Annotated in this window: 21 protein-coding genes; 15 read left to right on the top strand and 6 right to left on the bottom strand. The window is 54.1% G+C overall.

What is annotated here, in order from left to right:
* Window positions 1-203 precede the first annotated feature (203 nt).
* From gcvT to IBT54_RS21790, 4 genes are all read left to right on the top strand, one after another.
* Window positions 204-1,301, top strand: a complete 1,098-nt coding sequence (gene gcvT, locus IBT54_RS21805) for a glycine cleavage system aminomethyltransferase GcvT (protein ID WP_201253055.1) — start codon at window positions 204-206, stop codon at window positions 1,299-1,301.
* Between the two features lie 23 nt (window positions 1,302-1,324).
* Window positions 1,325-1,711, top strand: a complete 387-nt coding sequence (gene gcvH, locus IBT54_RS21800; RefSeq protein ID WP_033733675.1) for a glycine cleavage system protein GcvH — start codon at window positions 1,325-1,327, stop codon at window positions 1,709-1,711.
* A gap of 80 nt (window positions 1,712-1,791) precedes the next feature.
* Window positions 1,792-4,665 carry an aminomethyl-transferring glycine dehydrogenase gene (gene gcvP / locus IBT54_RS21795; protein ID WP_201253054.1) on the top strand — a complete coding sequence of 958 codons (2,874 nt, stop codon included), beginning with the start codon at window positions 1,792-1,794 and terminating at the stop codon, window positions 4,663-4,665.
* Between the two features lie 66 nt (window positions 4,666-4,731).
* Complete coding sequence (locus tag IBT54_RS21790) at window positions 4,732-5,475, top strand: SDR family oxidoreductase (RefSeq protein ID WP_033784003.1); 744 nt, start codon at window positions 4,732-4,734, stop codon at window positions 5,473-5,475.
* 17 nt (window positions 5,476-5,492) lie between these two features.
* Here IBT54_RS21790 and IBT54_RS21785 read toward each other — a convergent pair whose 3' ends face one another.
* Together IBT54_RS21785 and IBT54_RS21780 are read right to left on the bottom strand one after the other, a co-directional pair.
* Window positions 5,493-6,932, bottom strand: a complete 1,440-nt coding sequence (locus IBT54_RS21785; RefSeq protein WP_201253053.1) for a 6-phospho-beta-glucosidase — start codon at window positions 6,930-6,932, stop codon at window positions 5,493-5,495.
* A gap of 115 nt (window positions 6,933-7,047) precedes the next feature.
* Window positions 7,048-7,767 carry a MurR/RpiR family transcriptional regulator gene (locus IBT54_RS21780; RefSeq protein ID WP_013358940.1) on the bottom strand — a complete coding sequence of 240 codons (720 nt, stop codon included), beginning with the start codon at window positions 7,765-7,767 and terminating at the stop codon, window positions 7,048-7,050.
* A 170-nt stretch (window positions 7,768-7,937) separates the two neighbouring features.
* Between IBT54_RS21780 and IBT54_RS21775 the strand changes: the two genes are divergently transcribed.
* On the top strand, window positions 7,938-8,603 hold the full coding sequence (locus tag IBT54_RS21775) for a hemolysin III family protein (protein WP_013358939.1): 666 nt from the start codon (window positions 7,938-7,940) through the stop codon (window positions 8,601-8,603).
* 57 nt (window positions 8,604-8,660) lie between these two features.
* Here the strand turns inward: IBT54_RS21775 and ygfZ are convergent, their stop codons facing one another.
* Window positions 8,661-9,647 (bottom strand): tRNA-modifying protein YgfZ, encoded by a 987-nt coding sequence (gene ygfZ / locus IBT54_RS21770; protein ID WP_201253052.1) that lies wholly within the window; start codon window positions 9,645-9,647, stop codon window positions 8,661-8,663.
* Window positions 9,648-9,873: 226 nt separating this feature from the next.
* Here ygfZ and sdhE point away from each other — a divergent pair, with 226 nt between their 5' ends.
* Window positions 9,874-10,140, top strand: a complete 267-nt coding sequence (gene sdhE, locus IBT54_RS21765; protein ID WP_013358937.1) for an FAD assembly factor SdhE — start codon at window positions 9,874-9,876, stop codon at window positions 10,138-10,140.
* A complete protein-coding gene (locus tag IBT54_RS21760; RefSeq protein WP_095706727.1) occupies window positions 10,115-10,525 on the top strand; it encodes a protein YgfX in 411 nt (136 codons plus the stop codon). The genes sdhE and IBT54_RS21760 overlap by 26 nt, the downstream gene beginning before the upstream one ends.
* 72 nt (window positions 10,526-10,597) lie before the next feature.
* Here IBT54_RS21760 and fldB read toward each other — a convergent pair whose 3' ends face one another.
* The 3 genes from fldB to IBT54_RS21745 form a co-directional block, all read right to left on the bottom strand.
* Entirely contained in the window at window positions 10,598-11,116 is a 519-nt protein-coding gene (gene fldB, locus IBT54_RS21755; RefSeq protein ID WP_201253051.1) for a flavodoxin FldB, read from the bottom strand.
* Between the two features lie 70 nt (window positions 11,117-11,186).
* On the bottom strand, window positions 11,187-12,233 hold the full coding sequence (locus IBT54_RS21750; RefSeq protein WP_201253050.1) for a tyrosine-type recombinase/integrase: 1,047 nt from the start codon (window positions 12,231-12,233) through the stop codon (window positions 11,187-11,189).
* Between the two features lie 2 nt (window positions 12,234-12,235).
* Window positions 12,236-12,799, bottom strand: a complete 564-nt coding sequence (locus tag IBT54_RS21745) for a phage repressor protein CI (RefSeq protein WP_201253049.1) — start codon at window positions 12,797-12,799, stop codon at window positions 12,236-12,238.
* A 138-nt stretch (window positions 12,800-12,937) separates the two neighbouring features.
* Here IBT54_RS21745 and IBT54_RS21740 point away from each other — a divergent pair, with 138 nt between their 5' ends.
* The 8 genes from IBT54_RS21740 (at window position 12,938) to IBT54_RS21705 (ending at window position 17,577) form a co-directional block, all read left to right on the top strand.
* On the top strand, window positions 12,938-13,219 hold the full coding sequence (locus IBT54_RS21740; RefSeq protein ID WP_201253048.1) for a hypothetical protein: 282 nt from the start codon (window positions 12,938-12,940) through the stop codon (window positions 13,217-13,219).
* 28 nt (window positions 13,220-13,247) lie between these two features.
* Window positions 13,248-13,757 carry a phage regulatory CII family protein gene (locus IBT54_RS21735; protein ID WP_061902054.1) on the top strand — a complete coding sequence of 170 codons (510 nt, stop codon included), beginning with the start codon at window positions 13,248-13,250 and terminating at the stop codon, window positions 13,755-13,757.
* Between the two features lie 3 nt (window positions 13,758-13,760).
* On the top strand, window positions 13,761-13,949 hold the full coding sequence (locus IBT54_RS21730; RefSeq protein WP_201253047.1) for a phage filamentation protein Fil family protein: 189 nt from the start codon (window positions 13,761-13,763) through the stop codon (window positions 13,947-13,949).
* Window positions 13,913-14,251, top strand: coding sequence for a DUF5347 family protein (locus IBT54_RS21725; RefSeq protein ID WP_061902055.1), 339 nt, complete (start codon window positions 13,913-13,915; stop codon window positions 14,249-14,251). The genes IBT54_RS21730 and IBT54_RS21725 overlap by 37 nt, the downstream gene beginning before the upstream one ends.
* A 65-nt stretch (window positions 14,252-14,316) precedes the next feature.
* Window positions 14,317-14,544, top strand: a complete 228-nt coding sequence (locus tag IBT54_RS21720; RefSeq protein WP_201253046.1) for a DUF2732 family protein — start codon at window positions 14,317-14,319, stop codon at window positions 14,542-14,544.
* Window positions 14,544-14,771, top strand: a complete 228-nt coding sequence (locus IBT54_RS21715) for a TraR/DksA family transcriptional regulator (protein ID WP_201253045.1) — start codon at window positions 14,544-14,546, stop codon at window positions 14,769-14,771. Before IBT54_RS21720 ends, IBT54_RS21715 begins: the two co-directional genes overlap by 1 nt.
* Entirely contained in the window at window positions 14,768-15,574 is an 807-nt protein-coding gene (locus tag IBT54_RS21710; RefSeq protein WP_201253044.1) for a DNA adenine methylase, read from the top strand. The genes IBT54_RS21715 and IBT54_RS21710 overlap by 4 nt, the downstream gene beginning before the upstream one ends.
* Window positions 15,575-15,630: 56 nt before the next feature.
* Entirely contained in the window at window positions 15,631-17,577 is a 1,947-nt protein-coding gene (locus IBT54_RS21705; RefSeq protein ID WP_201253070.1) for a replication endonuclease, read from the top strand.
* Window positions 17,578-17,581: the final 4 nt, after the last annotated feature.

Raw genomic sequence — 17,581 nt, 5'->3', positions numbered from 1 at the left:
ATTTATTGCGCGATTAATCACAAAATTGCAGTTTTTTATCCTGTGGTCAGCCGTTCCTGGTTAGGCTGTGCATCTGCTTTCGACCCCGGTTTGCTTATGGTTAATCGTCAGATTCGGTGGTAACGTCAGCCGTAAGAGAACGTTTGCGTCGGCACTGAATTCCGGCGCACTTTTGCACTCAACCGCTTCTGCACAGGATGGTTATGACTCAGCAAACACCTCTGTTTGAACAGCATCAGGCCTGCGGTGCCCGCATGGTAGATTTTCATGGCTGGATGATGCCGCTGCACTATGGCTCCCAGATGGATGAACACCATGTGGTGCGCAGCGACGCCGGTATGTTTGATGTCTCTCACATGACCATTGTTGACCTGACAGGTCCGCGTACCCGCGAATTCCTGCGTTACCTGCTGGCAAATGATGTGGCAAAGCTGACGCAGCCGGGCAAAGCGCTCTACACCGGCATGCTGAATGCTTCAGGTGGCGTCATTGATGATTTGATTGTTTACTTTATGAGCGAAACGTTCTTCAGGCTGGTGGTGAACTCCGCGACCCGTGAGAAGGACCTCGCCTGGATTACCCAACACGCAGAGGGCTATGGCATTACGCTCACCGAACGTGATGACCTGGCGCTGATTGCCGTGCAGGGGCCGCAGGCGCAGCAGAAAGCGCAGACCCTGTTCAGCGAAGAACAGCGTCTGGCTGTTGCTGGCATGAAGCCGTTTTTCGGTGTGCAGTCAGGTGAGCTGTTTATCGCTACGACCGGCTACACCGGCGAAGCGGGCTATGAAATTGCGATGCCCGCAGAAGAAGCGGCCAATTTCTGGCAGCGTCTGCTGGCCGCTGGTGTAAAACCGGCTGGCCTTGGCGCACGCGATACGCTGCGTCTGGAGGCGGGTATGAATCTTTATGGTCAGGAGATGGATGAAGGCGTGTCACCGCTGGCCGCCAACATGGGCTGGACCGTCTGCTGGGAACCCGCCGATCGCGATTTCATCGGCCGGGAAGCGCTGGAACTGCAGCGTGAACGTGGCACCGAAATACTGGTGGGGCTGATCCTCACAGAAAAAGGGGTGCTGCGTAACGGCCAGCCGGTGCGTTTCACCGATGACCAGGGGCAGTTGCAGGAAGGCATCATCACCAGTGGTTCTTTCTCACCGACGCTGGGTTACAGCATCGCCCTGGCGCGTGTTCCTGCCTCTGTTGGCAGCACTGCCATCGTTGAGATCCGTAACCGCCAGATGCCGGTTCAGGTTACCCGTCCCGTTTTTGTCCGCGCCGGTAAACCGGTCGCCCAGTAAATTTTATTCAGGAGAAATGGCCAATGAGCAATGTGCCGAATACGTTGAAGTACCGCGACAGCCACGAATGGGTGCGCAAAGAAGCCGATGGCAGCTACACGGTGGGGATTACGGAACATGCGCAGGAGTTACTGGGCGACATGGTGTTTGTTGATCTGCCTGAAGTGGGCGCGACGTTTGCTGCCGGTGAAGAGTGCGCGGTGGCTGAATCCGTTAAAGCGGCCTCAGACATCTATGCGCCGATCAGCGGTGAGATTGTGGCGGTCAACGAAGCGCTGACCGACTCGCCGGAGCAGGTCAACAGCGAGCCTTATGACGGCGGCTGGTTATTTAAAATCAAAGCCAGCGACGCGTCTGAAATCGACACGTTGCTGGATGCGGATGCTTACAAAGCCTCCATCGACGAGTAGTCGTCAGGCGGCCTCGTGCAGAGGCCGCAGATTTCTGTTTGCTCTCCGGTTCCCCCAGCCCGATTCAGGATTTACTGCTAATGACTCAGACTCTCAGCCAGCTTGAACACAACGGTGCATTCATCGAGCGCCATATTGGTCCTTCACCTGAGCAGCAGGCGCAGATGCTTGACGCGATTGGTGCCCGTTCGCTGGGCGCGTTAATCAGCACGATTGTGCCGGCAGACATTCAGCTGCCAGGCCCGCCCGCGGTGGGCGAAGCCGCCACGGAACAGCAGGCGCTTGCCGAACTGAAAGCCATTGCCAGCCAGAATCTGCGGTACAAATCCTGGATCGGTATGGGATACAGCGCGGTCATCACCCCGCCGGTCATCCTGCGTAACATGCTGGAGAATCCGGGCTGGTACACCGCCTATACGCCGTATCAGCCTGAAGTTTCACAAGGCCGTCTGGAAGCGCTGCTGAACTTCCAGCAGCTGACGCTGGATCTCACCGGCATGGATATCGCGTCTGCTTCACTGCTGGATGAAGCCACTGCTGCCGCCGAAGCGATGGCAATGGCAAAACGCGTCAGTAAGCTCAAAAACGCTAATAAATTCTTCATTGCCGACGATATTCATCCGCAGACGCTGGATGTGGTCCGTACCCGTGCGGAGACGTTCGGCTTCGAACTGATCATCGACAGCGCCGACAAGGCATCCGATCACGACGACCTGTTTGGCGTGCTACTGCAACAGGTGGGCACAACGGGTGAAGCACATGATTACAGCGCGCTGATTGCCGGGCTGAAAGCACGCAAAGTCGTGGTCAGCGTGGCGGCGGACTTTATGTCGCTGGTGTTACTGGAAGCGCCAGGTAAGCAGGGCGCAGACATCGTCTTTGGTTCCGCTCAGCGCTTCGGCGTGCCGATGGGTTACGGCGGCCCGCATGCCGCCTTCTTCGCCAGCCGCGATGAGCATAAACGCTCCATGCCAGGCCGCATCATCGGTGTGTCACGTGATGCCGCGGGCAATACGGCGCTGCGTATGGCGATGCAGACCCGTGAACAACATATCCGCCGTGAAAAGGCCAACTCCAACATCTGTACTTCTCAGGTGCTGCTGGCCAACATCGCCGGTCTCTACGCGGTGTTCCACGGCCCGGCCGGTCTGAAACGCATTGCCTCACGCATTCACCGCTTCACGAATATTCTGGCAGCCGGACTGCAACAGGGCGGCCTGAAGCTGCGCCATCAGCACTGGTTCGATACGCTGACGGTGGAAGTGGCGGATAAAGCCGCCGTGCTGAACCGCGCCCTGAGCTTTGGCGTTAACCTGCGCAGCGACATCCATAACGCCGTTGGCATCACGCTGGATGAAACCACCAGCCGCGACGATATTCTGGCGCTGTTCGCTATTCTGCTGGGTGATGAGCACGGCCAGGATCTGGAAAAGCTCGACAGCGAAGTCGCCAGTGAAAGCCACGCGATTCCGGCTGGCCTGCAACGCCACAGCGAAATCCTGACCCATCCGGTGTTCAACCGTCATCACAGCGAAACCGAGATGATGCGTTACATGCACAGCCTGGAGAAAAAGGATCTGGCGCTGAATCAGGCGATGATCCCGCTCGGTTCCTGCACCATGAAGCTGAATGCCGCCGCCGAAATGATCCCGATCACCTGGCCGGAATTTGCGGAGCTGCATCCGTTCTGCCCGGCGGAACAGGCGACCGGCTATCTGCAGATGATCGGCCAGCTTTCACAGTGGCTGGTGCAGCTCACCGGCTATGACGCACTCTGTATGCAGCCGAACTCCGGCGCGCAGGGTGAATATGCCGGGCTGTTGGCGATCCGCCGCTATCACGAAAGCCGCGGCGAGGGCGATCGTCATCTCTGCCTGATACCGAGCTCGGCGCACGGTACGAACCCGGCATCCGCCCAGATGGCGGGCATGGACGTGGTGGTGGTGGCCTGCGATAAACAGGGCAACATCGACCTCGGCGACCTGCGCGAAAAAGCGGCGCAGGCGGGCGATAAGCTCTCCTGCATCATGGTGACGTATCCGTCCACCCACGGCGTTTACGAAGAGACCATCCGTGAGGTGTGCCAGATTGTGCATCAGTACGGCGGCCAGGTTTATCTGGATGGCGCGAATATGAATGCGCAGGTCGGCATTACCACGCCGGGCTACATCGGCGCCGATGTCTCGCACCTCAATCTGCATAAAACCTTCTGCATTCCGCACGGCGGCGGCGGTCCGGGCATGGGACCGATTGGCGTGAAAGCGCACCTGGCGCCGTTTGTTCCGGGGCACAGCGTGGTGCAGATCGACGGTGTGCTGACGCAGCAGGGCGCGGTCTCCGCAGCGCCGTTTGGCAGCGCCTCTATTCTGCCGATCAGCTGGATGTACATTCGCATGATGGGTGCGGAAGGGCTGAAGCAGGCCAGTTCAGTCGCCATTCTGAATGCCAACTACATCGCCAGCCGCCTGCAGTCCGCCTATCCGGTGCTTTACACTGGCCGTGAAGGACGCGTGGCGCATGAATGTATTCTCGACATCCGCCCGCTGAAAGAGCAAACCGGTATCAGTGAGCTGGATATCGCTAAACGCCTGATCGATTACGGATTCCACGCCCCGACCATGTCCTTCCCGGTGGCAGGCACGCTGATGGTGGAGCCGACCGAGTCTGAGAGCAAAATCGAACTGGATCGCTTTATCGACGCGATGCTGGCGATCCGCATGGAGATTGACCGGGTTACGGCAGGGGAATGGCCGCTGGACGACAATCCACTGGTGAATGCGCCGCATACCCAGCTGGAAATCGTCAGTGAGTGGTCACATCCTTACAGCCGCGAACTGGCCGTCTTCCCGGCGGGCAGCCACAACAAATACTGGCCGACGGTGAAACGTCTGGATGATGTATTTGGCGACCGTAATCTGTTCTGCTCCTGCGTGCCGATGAGCGACTATCAGTAATCTTCGCACAGACAAGCATTAACCATCAGGGGCCGCTTCGTCGGCCCTTTTTTCTGGAGAATCAGCATGAAACTGGCACTGGTTACGGGTGGCAGCCGCGGTATCGGACGGGCCACCTCGCTGTTACTGGCCGCGCGGGGTTATCGGGTTGCGGTGAACTACCGTCAGCGCGAGGCAGAAGCGCAACAGCTGGTGGCACAGATCCAGCAGCAGGGCGGTGAAGCCTTTGCGGTTCAGGCGGATATCAGTGATGAAGCCCAGGTGATGGCAATGTTTGCGCAGCTCGACCAGCAGTCTGTGCCGCTGGCGTTGCTGGTGAACAACGCCGGGATTCTGTTTCAGCAGTGCCGTACAGAGCAGCTGGATGCGGCGCGCCTGCATAAGGTCTTTGCCACTAACGTCATCGGGACCTTTCTCTGTTGTCGTGAGGCGGTGAAGCGGATGGGCACCCATCACGGCGGTCAGGGCGGCGCGATCGTAAACGTCTCGTCGGCCGCGTCACGTACCGGTGCGCCTGGTGAATATGTCGATTACGCCGCCTCAAAAGGGGCGATGGATACGCTGACGAAAGGATTGTCGCTGGAAGTGGCGCAGCAGGGGATTCGGGTTAACGGCGTCCGTCCGGGATTCATCTATACAGAGATGCATGCCGATGGCGGCGAGCCAGGCAGGGTGGATCGGCTTGCCAGCATTATCCCGATGGGACGTGGCGGTGAGGCAGAAGAGGTGGCGGAAGCGATCGTCTGGCTGGCCAGCGACGCGGCCTCTTACGTCACCGGCAGCATCATTGACGCTGCCGGTGGGCGTTAACGGGTTTCAGTAATGAATCAGAGGTTTTCGCCGTTGCTGGCGATAACCTGCTGATACCAGCTAAAGCTCTTCTTCTTCGCACGAGAAAAGTCGCCGCTGCCATCATCGTTTTTATTCACATGAATAAAGCCGTAACGCTTGTCGTACTGGCCGGTGGTAAACGAAACGCAATCCAGGCAGCCCCACGGCGTATAGCCCATTAATTCGACGCCATCATATGTCACGGCTTTCTTCATCTCTTCGATGTGCGCACGCAGATAGTCGATACGGTAATCATCTTCAATCAGCCCGTCGGCATTGGGCTTATCGATAGCACCAAAGCCGTTTTCCACAATAAACAGCGGCTTCTGATAACGCTCGTACATCTCGTTCATGGCATAGCGCAGGCCCACCGGGTCGATCTGCCAGCCCCAGTCTGACGCTTTCACATGCGGGTTTTTCACCACGCCTTCAAAGCCGGTAATCGGGTCGTCAACGCCGCTGGCATCGGTCTTCACGGCGTTACTCATGTAGTAGCTGAAGCCGACATAGTCGGCGCAACCCTGGCGCAGCGTCTCGGCATCGTCCGCTTCCATCTGGATGTTATACCCTTTGCGCGCCCACTCTTTCAGGGTGTACGCCGGATAGTAGCCGCGCATCTGCACGTCACTGAACACATAGCGCTGATGCATCGACTCCTGGGCCAGCACCACATCGTCCGGATGGCAGGAAAACGGGTAGACCGGGACCATGGCGATCATGCAGCCAATCTGAAAGTCAGGATTGATATCGTGACCGAGTTTGACCACTCTGGCGCTGGCAACAAACTGGTGGTGCATCACCTGATACATTGCCTCTTCAGGCTTCTCGTGTTCGGTGAAGATCACGCCTGAACAGCAGTAACCAAACAGCGGATACTGCCAGTTACGCTGATTGTTGATCTCGTTAAAGGTCATCCAGTATTTCACTTTGTTCTTATAGCGATTCAGCACCACTTCGCTGAAGTGCACAAAGAAGTCGACCACTTTACGGTTATGCCAGCCGCCATACTCTTTGACCAGGTGATAAGGCATTTCGAAGTGCGAAAGGGTGATAACCGGTTCAATGCCATACTTCAGCAGTTCATCAAACAGATCGTCATAGAATTGCAGACCCGCTTCGTTGGGCTGCTGCTCATCCCCGTTGGGGAAGATGCGGGTCCAGGCAATGGAGGTGCGGAAGCATTTGAAGCCCATCTCGGCAAACAGCGCGACATCCTCTTTGTAGTGGGAGTAAAACTCCACGCCCTTGTGGTTCGGATAAAAATGGCCAGGCTGCACGCCGTCGGTGATCACCCGGTCAACGCCATGCGAACCGCCGGTCAGCACGTCAGCAATGCTGACGCCTTTGCCGCCCTGATCCCAGCCGCCTTCAACCTGATGCGCCGCCACCGCGCCGCCCCACAGAAAGCCTTTTGGTAACTGCAATTCTGCACTCATGCTCCACCCCATTGCGGATATTGAAATTGGGCTGAGTGTAGCAAGGCAATAATGAAAGTCACGATATAACAGCGCGCCAGTCATTGCGTTTGTTACACCTGAAAAACAGGCTGTTTTATTTTCCCAGCTGGCGGCCGATCGCTTCAATAATATAGGTCACTGGCACCTGCGTCGTAATATCCGTGTTGTCCGCCATACGGATAATCGGCACATGGTAGCAGAGGTTGAAATCACCAATCTTCGCCAGCGAGCAGCTTTCCGTATTGGTTATCGCAATGATTCTGCACTTGTTCAGACTGAACTGGCTGGCAATACGCAGGATCTCTTCGGTTTCACCAGAGACGGATAAAATAATGGCAATGGCATTTTCATAGAGATCGGGAGCGACCGGGTAATAGGGATCGTCAATCGCATGACTGAATTTACCGAGATTGGAAAAAAAGCGCGCGCCATATTTTGCCAGGCTGCCGGAGGTGCCGACACCAATAAAGAAGACCCGCTCAGCCTGATTAATTTTCTGCGCGGCCTGGGCGATGAGCTGTTCAAATTCCGGGTTATTAATACTTTTAAAAAAGCTCAGCATCTCGCTGACGCCCGCCGTGTTGAGCAATGGCGCGCTCTGTTTTTCGCTTAAGCGCAGGCGGATGCGGAATTCCGACCAGCCTTCGCAGTCCATCTTGCGGCAGAAACGCAGCACGGTGGTGGTGGAGACACCAGCCTGCGCAGCCAGCTCGCGGATCGTCATGTAGCTGACGCCTTCGCGATGCTTAATGATGAACTGATAGACCTGCATTTCCAGATCGTTAAGGCGGGCAAGATCGCGATGCGAAAACATGGATGGCTCATTGAACAGTTGACCGGCAGTCAGTTTACCAGATTCAGCACCGGGTTTAACGGAGAGTGAATTTCAGCTAAATAATTTTAGCGTACACGTGTACACTGAAAAAATTATTGGCTACGCTGGGTAACAGTTATGACTGCTATGGCGCTGTTCAGGAACCGGATATGACCACTACACTCTCTCAAAAACACCGGCCCGCTGCGGGTTATTCAGTTGCTGAAGAAATTGCCAACAGTATCAGTCACGGCCTTGGCTGCCTGTTCGGTATCGTCGGGCTGATACTGATGATCAACCAGGCCACTGCGCGGCAGGCGGACACCCTCACTTTTATCAGTTACAGCCTCTATGGCGGTAGCATGATCCTGCTGTTTCTGGCCTCGACGCTCTATCATGCGGTTCCGGATGGACCGGCCAGACCCTGGCTGAAAAAGCTGGATCACTGCGCCATCTATCTGCTGATTGCGGGCACCTATACGCCGTTTCTGCTGGTCGGGCTGAGGACGCCGCTGGCATATGGATTAATGGCGGTGATCTGGGGGCTGGCGCTGGCCGGGATTCTGTTCAAGCTCACGATTGCACATCGCTTTAAAGCGCTGTCGCTGGTGACCTATCTCTGTATGGGGTGGCTGTCGCTGATTGTGGTTTATCAGCTGGCGATGATCCTGCCAGCGGGCTGCATCTGGCTGCTGGCCGCAGGCGGAATTATCTATTCGCTGGGGGTGATCTTCTATGTGGCGCGCCGCATTCCCTATAACCACGCTATCTGGCATTTGTTCGTGCTGGGCGGCAGTCTCTGCCACTTCTGCGCTATCTACTTTTATGTGCGCTGATTAAATTGTGAATTGCAGCACTGGCCCTTCCTTTAGCGGAAGGGCCATATGACTGAATCAGCTCTCATCCAGTGAATAGGGCAGCGGCTGAATGGTCAGATGCCCGCCCTCGTCACCTTCAACCCGCAGCACGCTATCCGGCTCCAGATCGTTATTCAGCACCACCTGAATCCAGCTGATGCCGTCATCTAACTGCACCGCAGCCAGCACGCTGCCGGTACGACGCCAGCGTTCACCCATCTGCAACTCCAGCGGGGCGTTGGCTTCGGGCAGATGACTGGCCTGACCCGCCAGCCAGTAAAGCGCGCGTTTATTGGCACCGCGATATTTCGCTCTGGCGACCATCTCCTGACCGGCATAGCAGCCCTTTTTAAAGCTGATGGCATCCAGCGCCTGCAGGTTAGTGGCCTGCGGAATAAACTGCACGCTGGTGGCCGGATCGATCACCGGAATTCCCGATTCAATATCCAGTGCCAGCCACTGCTGACTGTCATTGAACTGTGCATCATCGTTGAGCTTCTGCTTCAGCGTCTCAGCCTGTGCCTGCGAGGTAATAATCAGAAAGCGCTCGGCCGGATGGGCGAACCACAGCAGCGTCGTTTCTCCCTGCTGCACGACCGGTTTCTCGCTGTCGGGCAGGCTATCAAACAGATTCGCCAGCGCGGCGCATGCCTGAAAACCGGCAACGCCCAGCAGCACGGACTCATCGTCAGCCGCCATCGTCACTTTCGAAAACACCGCGTATTTTTTTAACTCGGTCAACTGGGTGTCGCGCAGGTCACGGCGAATCAGATAGGCATAGCCTTCGCCGCGATGGAACAGGCGCATATTGCTCCACATTTTGCCTTTAGCATCGCAGTGTGCGGCGGGCGAATGGTGGTCTGCATCCAGCGCCGCGACATCCAGCGTTAACTGACCCTGCAGGTAAGCGGTGCTGTCGGCACCGGTAATGGAAACCAGCGCCCAGCTATCCAGTGACATCAGGGTTAACGGCAGACGAGACGACGCGGCAGGCTGGCGCGGCGGTAAAGTAAAAGTGGGCATGGAGGTATCCTGTATAAGAAGCTTCATCCGGAACATTGTCTTCAATGTTAAAAGAGCCGACTGGCAATGCAACCTGTTTACGGAAAACGGCGCACAAAAGGCGTGATAACCCTGAAAACAGATAATCTTAAATGTGGCAGGTTGCACAGCCTGCGACGCTGCGCCTGCGAGCCGCAGTAAACCAGGTTACACTAGCGGCCACGTTGTGAATTGTGGAAATTGACGCATGGATATTAATGATAAATCACGTATTCAGTGGGCCTGCCGTCGCGGCATGCTGGAACTGGATGTGGCGATTATGCCGTTCTTCAAATTTGAGTATGACACGCTGAACGACACGGATAAGCAGGTCTTTGTTGCCCTGCTGAAGAGTGACGATCCCGATCTGTTTAACTGGCTCATGAATCATGGCGAGCCAGCCGATCCGGAGCTTAAGCGGATGGTAAAACTGATCCAGCAGCGTAACCATGATCGCGGCCCGGTGGCAATGTAAGCTGCGACCCTCTCGCCTGGCGTGCGGATGTCTGTGCGCCTGGCTGGTGGCTGCCGTTCCTGGTGTAATCCTGATGACGCTGCCTGTGGGCGGCTGGCTGATTAAAACGCCGGTTATTCTGCTGATGCTGGCTGAAGGCTGGCGTTGTTACCGGCGATTGATTCGGCGACACGGCACATTGCAGCGGGAAAGCGTTCATTGCTGGATCTGGCAGGGAAAACGCTGGCGGCCCACCCAGCCGCTGCGGTGGTTACCGATTGGCGTACTGCTGGTAGCGAAGAGCGAGCAGGGGGCTGCGCTGCGCTGGTGGCTGATGCAGGACAATATGCAGCCGGACGAATGGCGGGCGTTACGCGCCAGCTGCTTCAGTAAGGCGCGGCATTAACGGCAACAGGGCTGGCAATCATCGTCTGCTGGCGCATGGGTTCAACAACAGCAAACCAGCGCGCCTGACCGGTCAGAGCAGTGCGGCGGTTTCGGTTAACACCTGTTCACACCACTGCTCAACACGCTCATCGGTGACCTCAAACTGATTCACATCATCCAGCGCCAGCCCCACAAACTGCGCGCCATCGGCACTCAGCGGTTTCGGGCTGGTAAATTCATAGCCTTCAAGCGGCCAGTAGCCGACAAAGCGCACGCCCATCGGCTGGAGCAACTCGTGCAGCATGCCGAGCGCATCTAAAAACCACTCGCCATAGCCAATCTGATCGCCCATGCCATAGAGCGCGACAATCTTGTTTTGCAGATTCAGCGCGGGCAGTTGCGTCCAGATGGCTTCCCAGTCCTCCTGCAACTCACCGAAATCCCAGGTCGGTATGCCCATGATCAGCAAGTCGTACTGTTCCATCAGGCGCGGGTCGTCATCTTTGACGTTATGCAGCGTTACTAACTCTTCGCCAACAAAATCGCGAATTTTTTCCGCTACGATTTCGGTGTAACAGGTACTGGAACCGTAAAAAAGACCGATTTTCATATTTACCTAGCAAAAACAGTTATTTATATGTTTAACAGTAACTTACAACCTCGTTTAAGGTTAGTAAGGATTAATAAGGACTAACCTCTGCCGCCAATCTGCCGCCACTTTTTGCCATTGCTATTGGATTAAGTTTTATAGCTGTTTCTAAATGTTCAGGGGCAAAGTGGGCGTACCTCATCGTCATACTGATGTCATGATGCCCTAAGATTTTTTGAAGTACCAAAATGTTGCCGCCGTTCATCATAAAATGCGCAGAAAAAGTGTGCCTCAGTACGTGTGTCATCTGGCCTTTGGGTAAGTGAATAGATGAATTTTTGATTGCCCTCAGAAAATTGTAATGGCAGTCATCGAACATGATTTCTTTCTTGATGCTGTTGAGTTCTTTATAAAACTCTTTCGAGATCGGCACCGTACGATTTTTCTTGCTTTTAGTATTGGTGAACGTGATTTTGTTTGGGCTTAGTTGTGACTTGCGAAGGTTTTGCGCCTCGCTCCATCGTGCGCCGGTAGACAGGCATATTCTTATTACGCGATTCAAATCGACTTCTGCGCGACTGATATTTAACAAACGCTCTATCTGCTCCTGATCAAGCCAGGCCATTTCACGCTCAGTCGTGCTTAACTTTCTTAGTTTCTCAAGTGGGTTGGGTAGCGACCATTCACCAAGCCTGCTCAGTTCGCTAAACATGCTGTTCAAATGAGAGTGGTCCATATTTAAAGTGGTGTTTGATGCACCATAGGGAAAGCGCTTATCTAAAAAAATTTCCCCACTCAGTCGCATCTTGCGATAGTGAGCAAAATCATTTGCAGTGAAGTCGGTGGCTCGGGGGTTTCCCAAAGCGTTAGCGATAAGTTTCAGTTTTCGGAAAACCATTAAACCCGACGATAAAGTCTGCCCGTGCAGGTCATACCAAAGCTGAGCTAGTTCTAAAAGAGTTCGCTTGTCGGTTTTTTCAATGATCCATGGCCTACTTGCTGATTCGTTCATTACATATTGTTCATAAGCAACGGCCTCTCCTTTTGTCGGGAACGACTTCCTGATTCGCATTTTATCGCGTCCTTGTGGATAGCATTCACAAAGCCATTTCCCTGTAGAAAGTTTCCGCACGCTCATAGTTAGCCTTTACGCATCACCAAAGAGATAAATCCAATAAACTCTACGTCAGCCACAGGACAGTCAAAACTCCCTGACTCATTGGAAATTCTCACTTTCTGCTGAGGTAGGCGCATCACTTCTCTTATCGACTTTTTGCCATCAATGTCCATTAGCCACAGCCCATCGCATATTTCCTTAGCGTCTTTATCCATAAGGTATCTGCCCTTACCAGCAAAGAGTACGCAGGGGGAGTCTAACTCTTCTGGATAAAGCTCTTTGTCGAAGAAAAGGTGCTCGCGCGGGGTCAGGTCGCCATTTATAAGTTCAACACTTGGGACTTTGATAGCAATGTGGTTCTCGTTTGAGAACTTATTTCCAGTCCCAAATGCAATCCATTCAACGTTCGCACCTGTATCAATAGACGCTTGCAGAACCCAATCTGCAGGAAACATGTCGCGCATATAGCGCGTTGCCATAGTGCTTTTGGATACGCCCAGAATCTCGCAAAGTGCTTGTCTTGTCTTAACTTTGTAAACATCAAGTAGCCTGTGAACGACTTCCTGCCCGCCAGTTGTAAAATTCATTTGGTCTCATTCTCGCAATATCTGAATTGACATGATCACAAAATTGAACTTTAATCGTCGTCAGCGGGTTCGGGGGTGTGATTACCGCTAATTAGATTAGGTTCGATTTTAATCGGCAAATTGCGGAGATAGTGCAACATGCAAAACAACATTTCAATCACGCTTCTGGTCCCTCACATGACCAAGGAGCGCTACAGCGAAGCTACTGGCCTTGATATGAGCACCATTGATCTGATGCTGGGCGATGGCCGCTTGTCTCCTTTTCGTCATCGTCTTGGCAAAGAAGGCAAGCGCGAAAAAGTTCTAATTAATCTTGTGGCGCTAAGCGCAGATGCAATCCGTTCTTATCAGGAGGCTGAACAACAAGCAGCCAAAGTCTCCAAGTCATTGAGCCGCAATTCCTTAAAAAGTACTCAATAGCATTATCGGAACAGGGAAGGGTGATTGCATGTTTGATTTTCGAGTTTCTACACATAGCCATTTTGATGATGCTTGCCGGGCGTTTGCACTGAAGCACAACATTATCCAGCTGGCTAATAAAGCCGGGCTGAATCCACAGACCATACGTAACAAACTCAACCCGGAGCAGGTTCACCAGTTAACCGTTCGTGAAATGCTGCTGCTGACCGATCTGACCGAAGACGCAACGCTGATTGACGGCGCGCTGGCGCAGCTGCAGTGCTTGCCATGTGTGCCGGTTAACGAAATGGCGCATGAGAATCTGCCTGCTTATGTCCTGAAGGCTACTGCCGAAGTGGGGCAGCTGGCTGCCGGTGTGGTCAGCCAGGAGCAATTAACAACTGCCTGCCGCCGTGGTCTGGTGCAGAACGTACAAGCCGGTATCCGCTGCCTGACTCTTGCAGCACTGGCGGTTCAGTCCCGGGTGCATTCTAACCCTGCACTGTCAGGTACTGCAGATGTGTTAAGCGGTATCGGTGCATCAATCGGGATGGTGTGAGAAATGGCTTTTTCAGTGGCACCGCTTCTTAAGCGGCAAAGCCCGTCCCAAGCTTACGGCCACGGCTGGATTATGGCAGAGAAGGGCAGGCGCTGGCACCCGGCAATTTCACAGGCCGAACTGCTGGCAGGATTAACGGGTAAGAGGAAAGAATTATGGGTTACAAAGCTGAAAGTATCACTGTTCAGATGAACGTGGGGCAGCGCGCAAGTGCACTGAATCATATCTCTGCGCTTCGTACCATGATGTACGGTGATTGCAGCAATGAACTCAAACGTTTCATCGCAGATATGCGTAATAAGCGTGATCATCAGGCTGAACAGAATAGCCGCGCACTGAGCGCAATTTTCTTCCTGGCTAATATCAGCAAAGAACGTCACAGCGTTGATTTCAGTGAACTGACGAGTGACGAAGTAAAGGCGCTGATTAGTGCAATGAATCACTTAAAAGCAGTCGTGAGTTTATTTCCAAAGAATCTGACGTTACCTAATTAATCCAACGAAATTAAATGGCGTAAACCCGCCGGGCATTTTTTTGCCCGAATTCAGGAGAAAGAGAAATGCGAAATATCCAGACCCGTAATTTTAAAGGTGATGACGACGCGCTTAATGCCCTGCTGAGCAAGGCAAAAACTGAGCAGCGTTCTGATGATGCGCTGTCCGTTTCTATCCGCCTGGCCGCACTGGCAATTCATGCCCGCCAGCAGGAAATGTCAGCGGCGGAAATCATCGAGCTACTGGACAAAGAAGCAGAGCGCTTTGAGAACCAAGCGCAGGAGCTGCACTGATGGCCGATTCAATGGATATGGTACAGCAGCGTGTACAGGAAGAGTTGGCGCGCAATCTGGCTAACGCCACTCACCGCCCGGCAGGGGCGAGTGAGTTTTTCTGCCTGTCGTGCGGCGAAGAAATCCCAGAAAAGCGCCGCCGCGCACTGCCGGGCGTTTCCCTATGCGTGACCTGCAAAGAAGTCAGTGAGCTTAAAAGTGCGCATTACAAAGGTGCGGCATTATGAAAACCATCCTGAAGTGGGCCGGAAGCAAGTCCGGCCTTATGCCTGAACTGATTAAGCACCTGCCCGCCGGTGATCGTCTGGTTGAGCCGTTTGCCGGTTCATGTGCGGTTATGATGAATACGAATTATCCGGCCTATCTTGTGGCCGACGTTAATCCCGATCTGATTAACCTTTATCGACAGGTTAAAGAGCATACGCGCCCGTTTATTGTCGTGGCGGCATCGCTCTTTAATCAGAATAAAACGGAAGAAAGTTATTATCAGGTCCGTAAAGAATTCAACTTCAACGCGGCGCTGCCACTGCTTGAACGTGCTGCGCAATTCCTTTATCTAAATCGCCACGGCTACCGTGGCCTTTGCCGTTATAACAAGCGCGGTGAGTTCAATAACCCCTACGGCAATTATAAAGAGCCATATTTCCCGCTGACCGAAATCGAAGCGTTTGCCGTAAAGGCTCAGCGCGCGACGTTTGAATGTCTGAGTTACAGAGAAACCCTGAGCATGGTCCATGCCGGTGATGTCGTGTACTGCGATCCGCCGTATCACGGCACGTTCACCGCTTATCACACCGAAGGGTTCAGCGACGATGATCAGCACTCGCTGGCCTGCATCCTGCTGGGTATCTCTGAGCGTAACCCGGTCATCGTTTCAAACAGCGACACAATGTTTACCCGCAGTATCTTCCGCGAATTTGACCTGACAAAAGTCACTGCTACCCGCTCTGTTGGCGTAGCTGCCGGAGAGGGTAAGCGCGCAGCGGAGATTATTGCTGTCCGCCATCTTCAACATATGGCTTCAATGTGACCGATATTGCCGTAAACGCTGCTGAGTCTAATAGTGACTATCACGCTGCCCTGAAAATGCAGCGTGAGAATTATGGCCTCAGAACGCCGCGTGACATGACCCTGGCTGAGCTGAAGCTGTGGAACGCTAACCCCGATGACCACGGGTGGCGGAGCCAGTACCTGCATGATATTCCCGACTACCTGGCCGGATATTTCGCTGACCGCTATCAAAAAATCTTTTCAGGAAAACATGGCCGTCGACGAGCCAATGCGTTTCTTCGCCAGACCATCGGCCAGAGCGTATTGCCGCGTCTGCAGCTTGTACGCAGTCGCTACCGGCTGAACGATGCGGCGCAGTTTGAGCTGCCCTTTATCAGACAGCTTGATCGCCTTCCGACGCTGGACCGCCAGGATATTCGCGATCTGGCTTATAAGGTGGCCTCCTTCCTGTCACAAAGTCTGGCTGAGTTCGTTGATAAGGTCTCCATGCCACATGAGGCGGACGAACTGGCTGTGACGCTTACCGGATACCGTTACATCGCTGAACTGGCTGCGCTGACAGGAACGCAGCCACCTTACTGGGCAGAGTTCTGTTCAGCTAAAGGTGAATTGCCTCTGCGCAAAGCCCAGTCTGGTCTGCTTCGTATGATGGCTCCTGAATGGTGGCGTGGCCGCCTGAAGCAGATGCGAGATTTACAGCGTGAACACATGGCTATTGCGGTTGGGCAGGTACAGAAAGCCGCATCACCTTACGTTTCCCGCAGTACGCTGGCCGAATGGATTGAGCAGAAAAAACGTAACCGCGAGTTTTTCAAACGCTTCGATCTCATCAATCAGGAGGGGGACCGTATTGCGCTGGATGAAATGGTCAACCGCAGCGTGTCCAATCCGGCAATACGCCGCCGCGAACTGATGACCCGAATGCGCGGGTTTGAAGATGTCGCCAATGAAACGGGGTGCGTAGGTGAATTTTATACAATCACAGCACCATCACGTTATCACGCAGTTTACAGCCAGGGCGGCTTTGTTTCTCAGTGGAACGGTTCAAGCCCACGCGACACCCAGCGTTATCTCTGCCGCGTATGGGCGCGTATCCGCGCGGCACTGGCCCGCGAAGATATTCATGTCTTCGGCTTTCGCGTTGTTGAACCTCACCACGACGGCACACCGCACTGGCACATGCTGCTGTTTATGCGTCCTGAAAACGTCCAGCGGGTTCAGCAAATCATGCGTGAGCAGGCTTACAAAGAGGATCCCGGGGAGCTGACCACGCCGCAGGCACTGAAAGCACGATTTCATGCTGAACCAATCGACCCTGAGAAGGGCAGTGCTACAGGCTATATCGCCAAATATATTTCAAAAAACATCGACGGTTACGCGATGGAAGGCGAAAAAGATGATGAAACCGGCGCAAATATGCGCGACATGGCTAAGGCTGTTTCGGCATGGGCTTCACGCTGGCGTATTCGTCAGTTTCAGCAGATAGGCGGTGCGCCTGTAACTGTCTGGCGTGAGCTGCGCCGCATGGGTGATGCACGTCTGCCAGATAAGCAGATGGATGCGGTGCTGGCGGCAGCTTCCGTTGCCAGTTGCTGGGCGTCTTATACGATGGCACAGGGCGGGCCGTTAGTTGCGCGTGAGGATTTAGTGATCCGCCTTTGCTATGAACTGACCGAAATGGGTAATGAGTACGGCGAAGATGTTCAGCGGGTGCAGGGTATCTATTCGCCGATGGTACCGGATTCAGAAGTCATGACGCGCCTGGTCAAATGGGAAAAGGTTGCTAAGTTGGCCGAAGTGTCAGCGGAGGCTGGTTTTTCTGGCGGCATTGCCGCCCCTTGGAGTTCTGTCAATAACTGTACGGGGCCGGAGCGCCGACGCTTAGAGCTGGAACTCAGAGCCAGGGGGTTTAATGGGAGCGAAGAGGAAATTAAGCTGCTTTTAAAGGGATGTAATCTTAATGCCGGAGCAAACATGCGATTGTTTTTTGATAATGGCAGACTGCAAGAGGCGCGAATGTAGTAAT

Source organism: Pantoea sp. S62, from assembly GCF_016658625.1.
Classification (GTDB): domain Bacteria; phylum Pseudomonadota; class Gammaproteobacteria; order Enterobacterales; family Enterobacteriaceae; genus Pantoea; species Pantoea vagans.
Note: the sequence above shows the minus strand (reverse complement) of the source record. Positions and strands in the feature narration are given on the sequence as shown.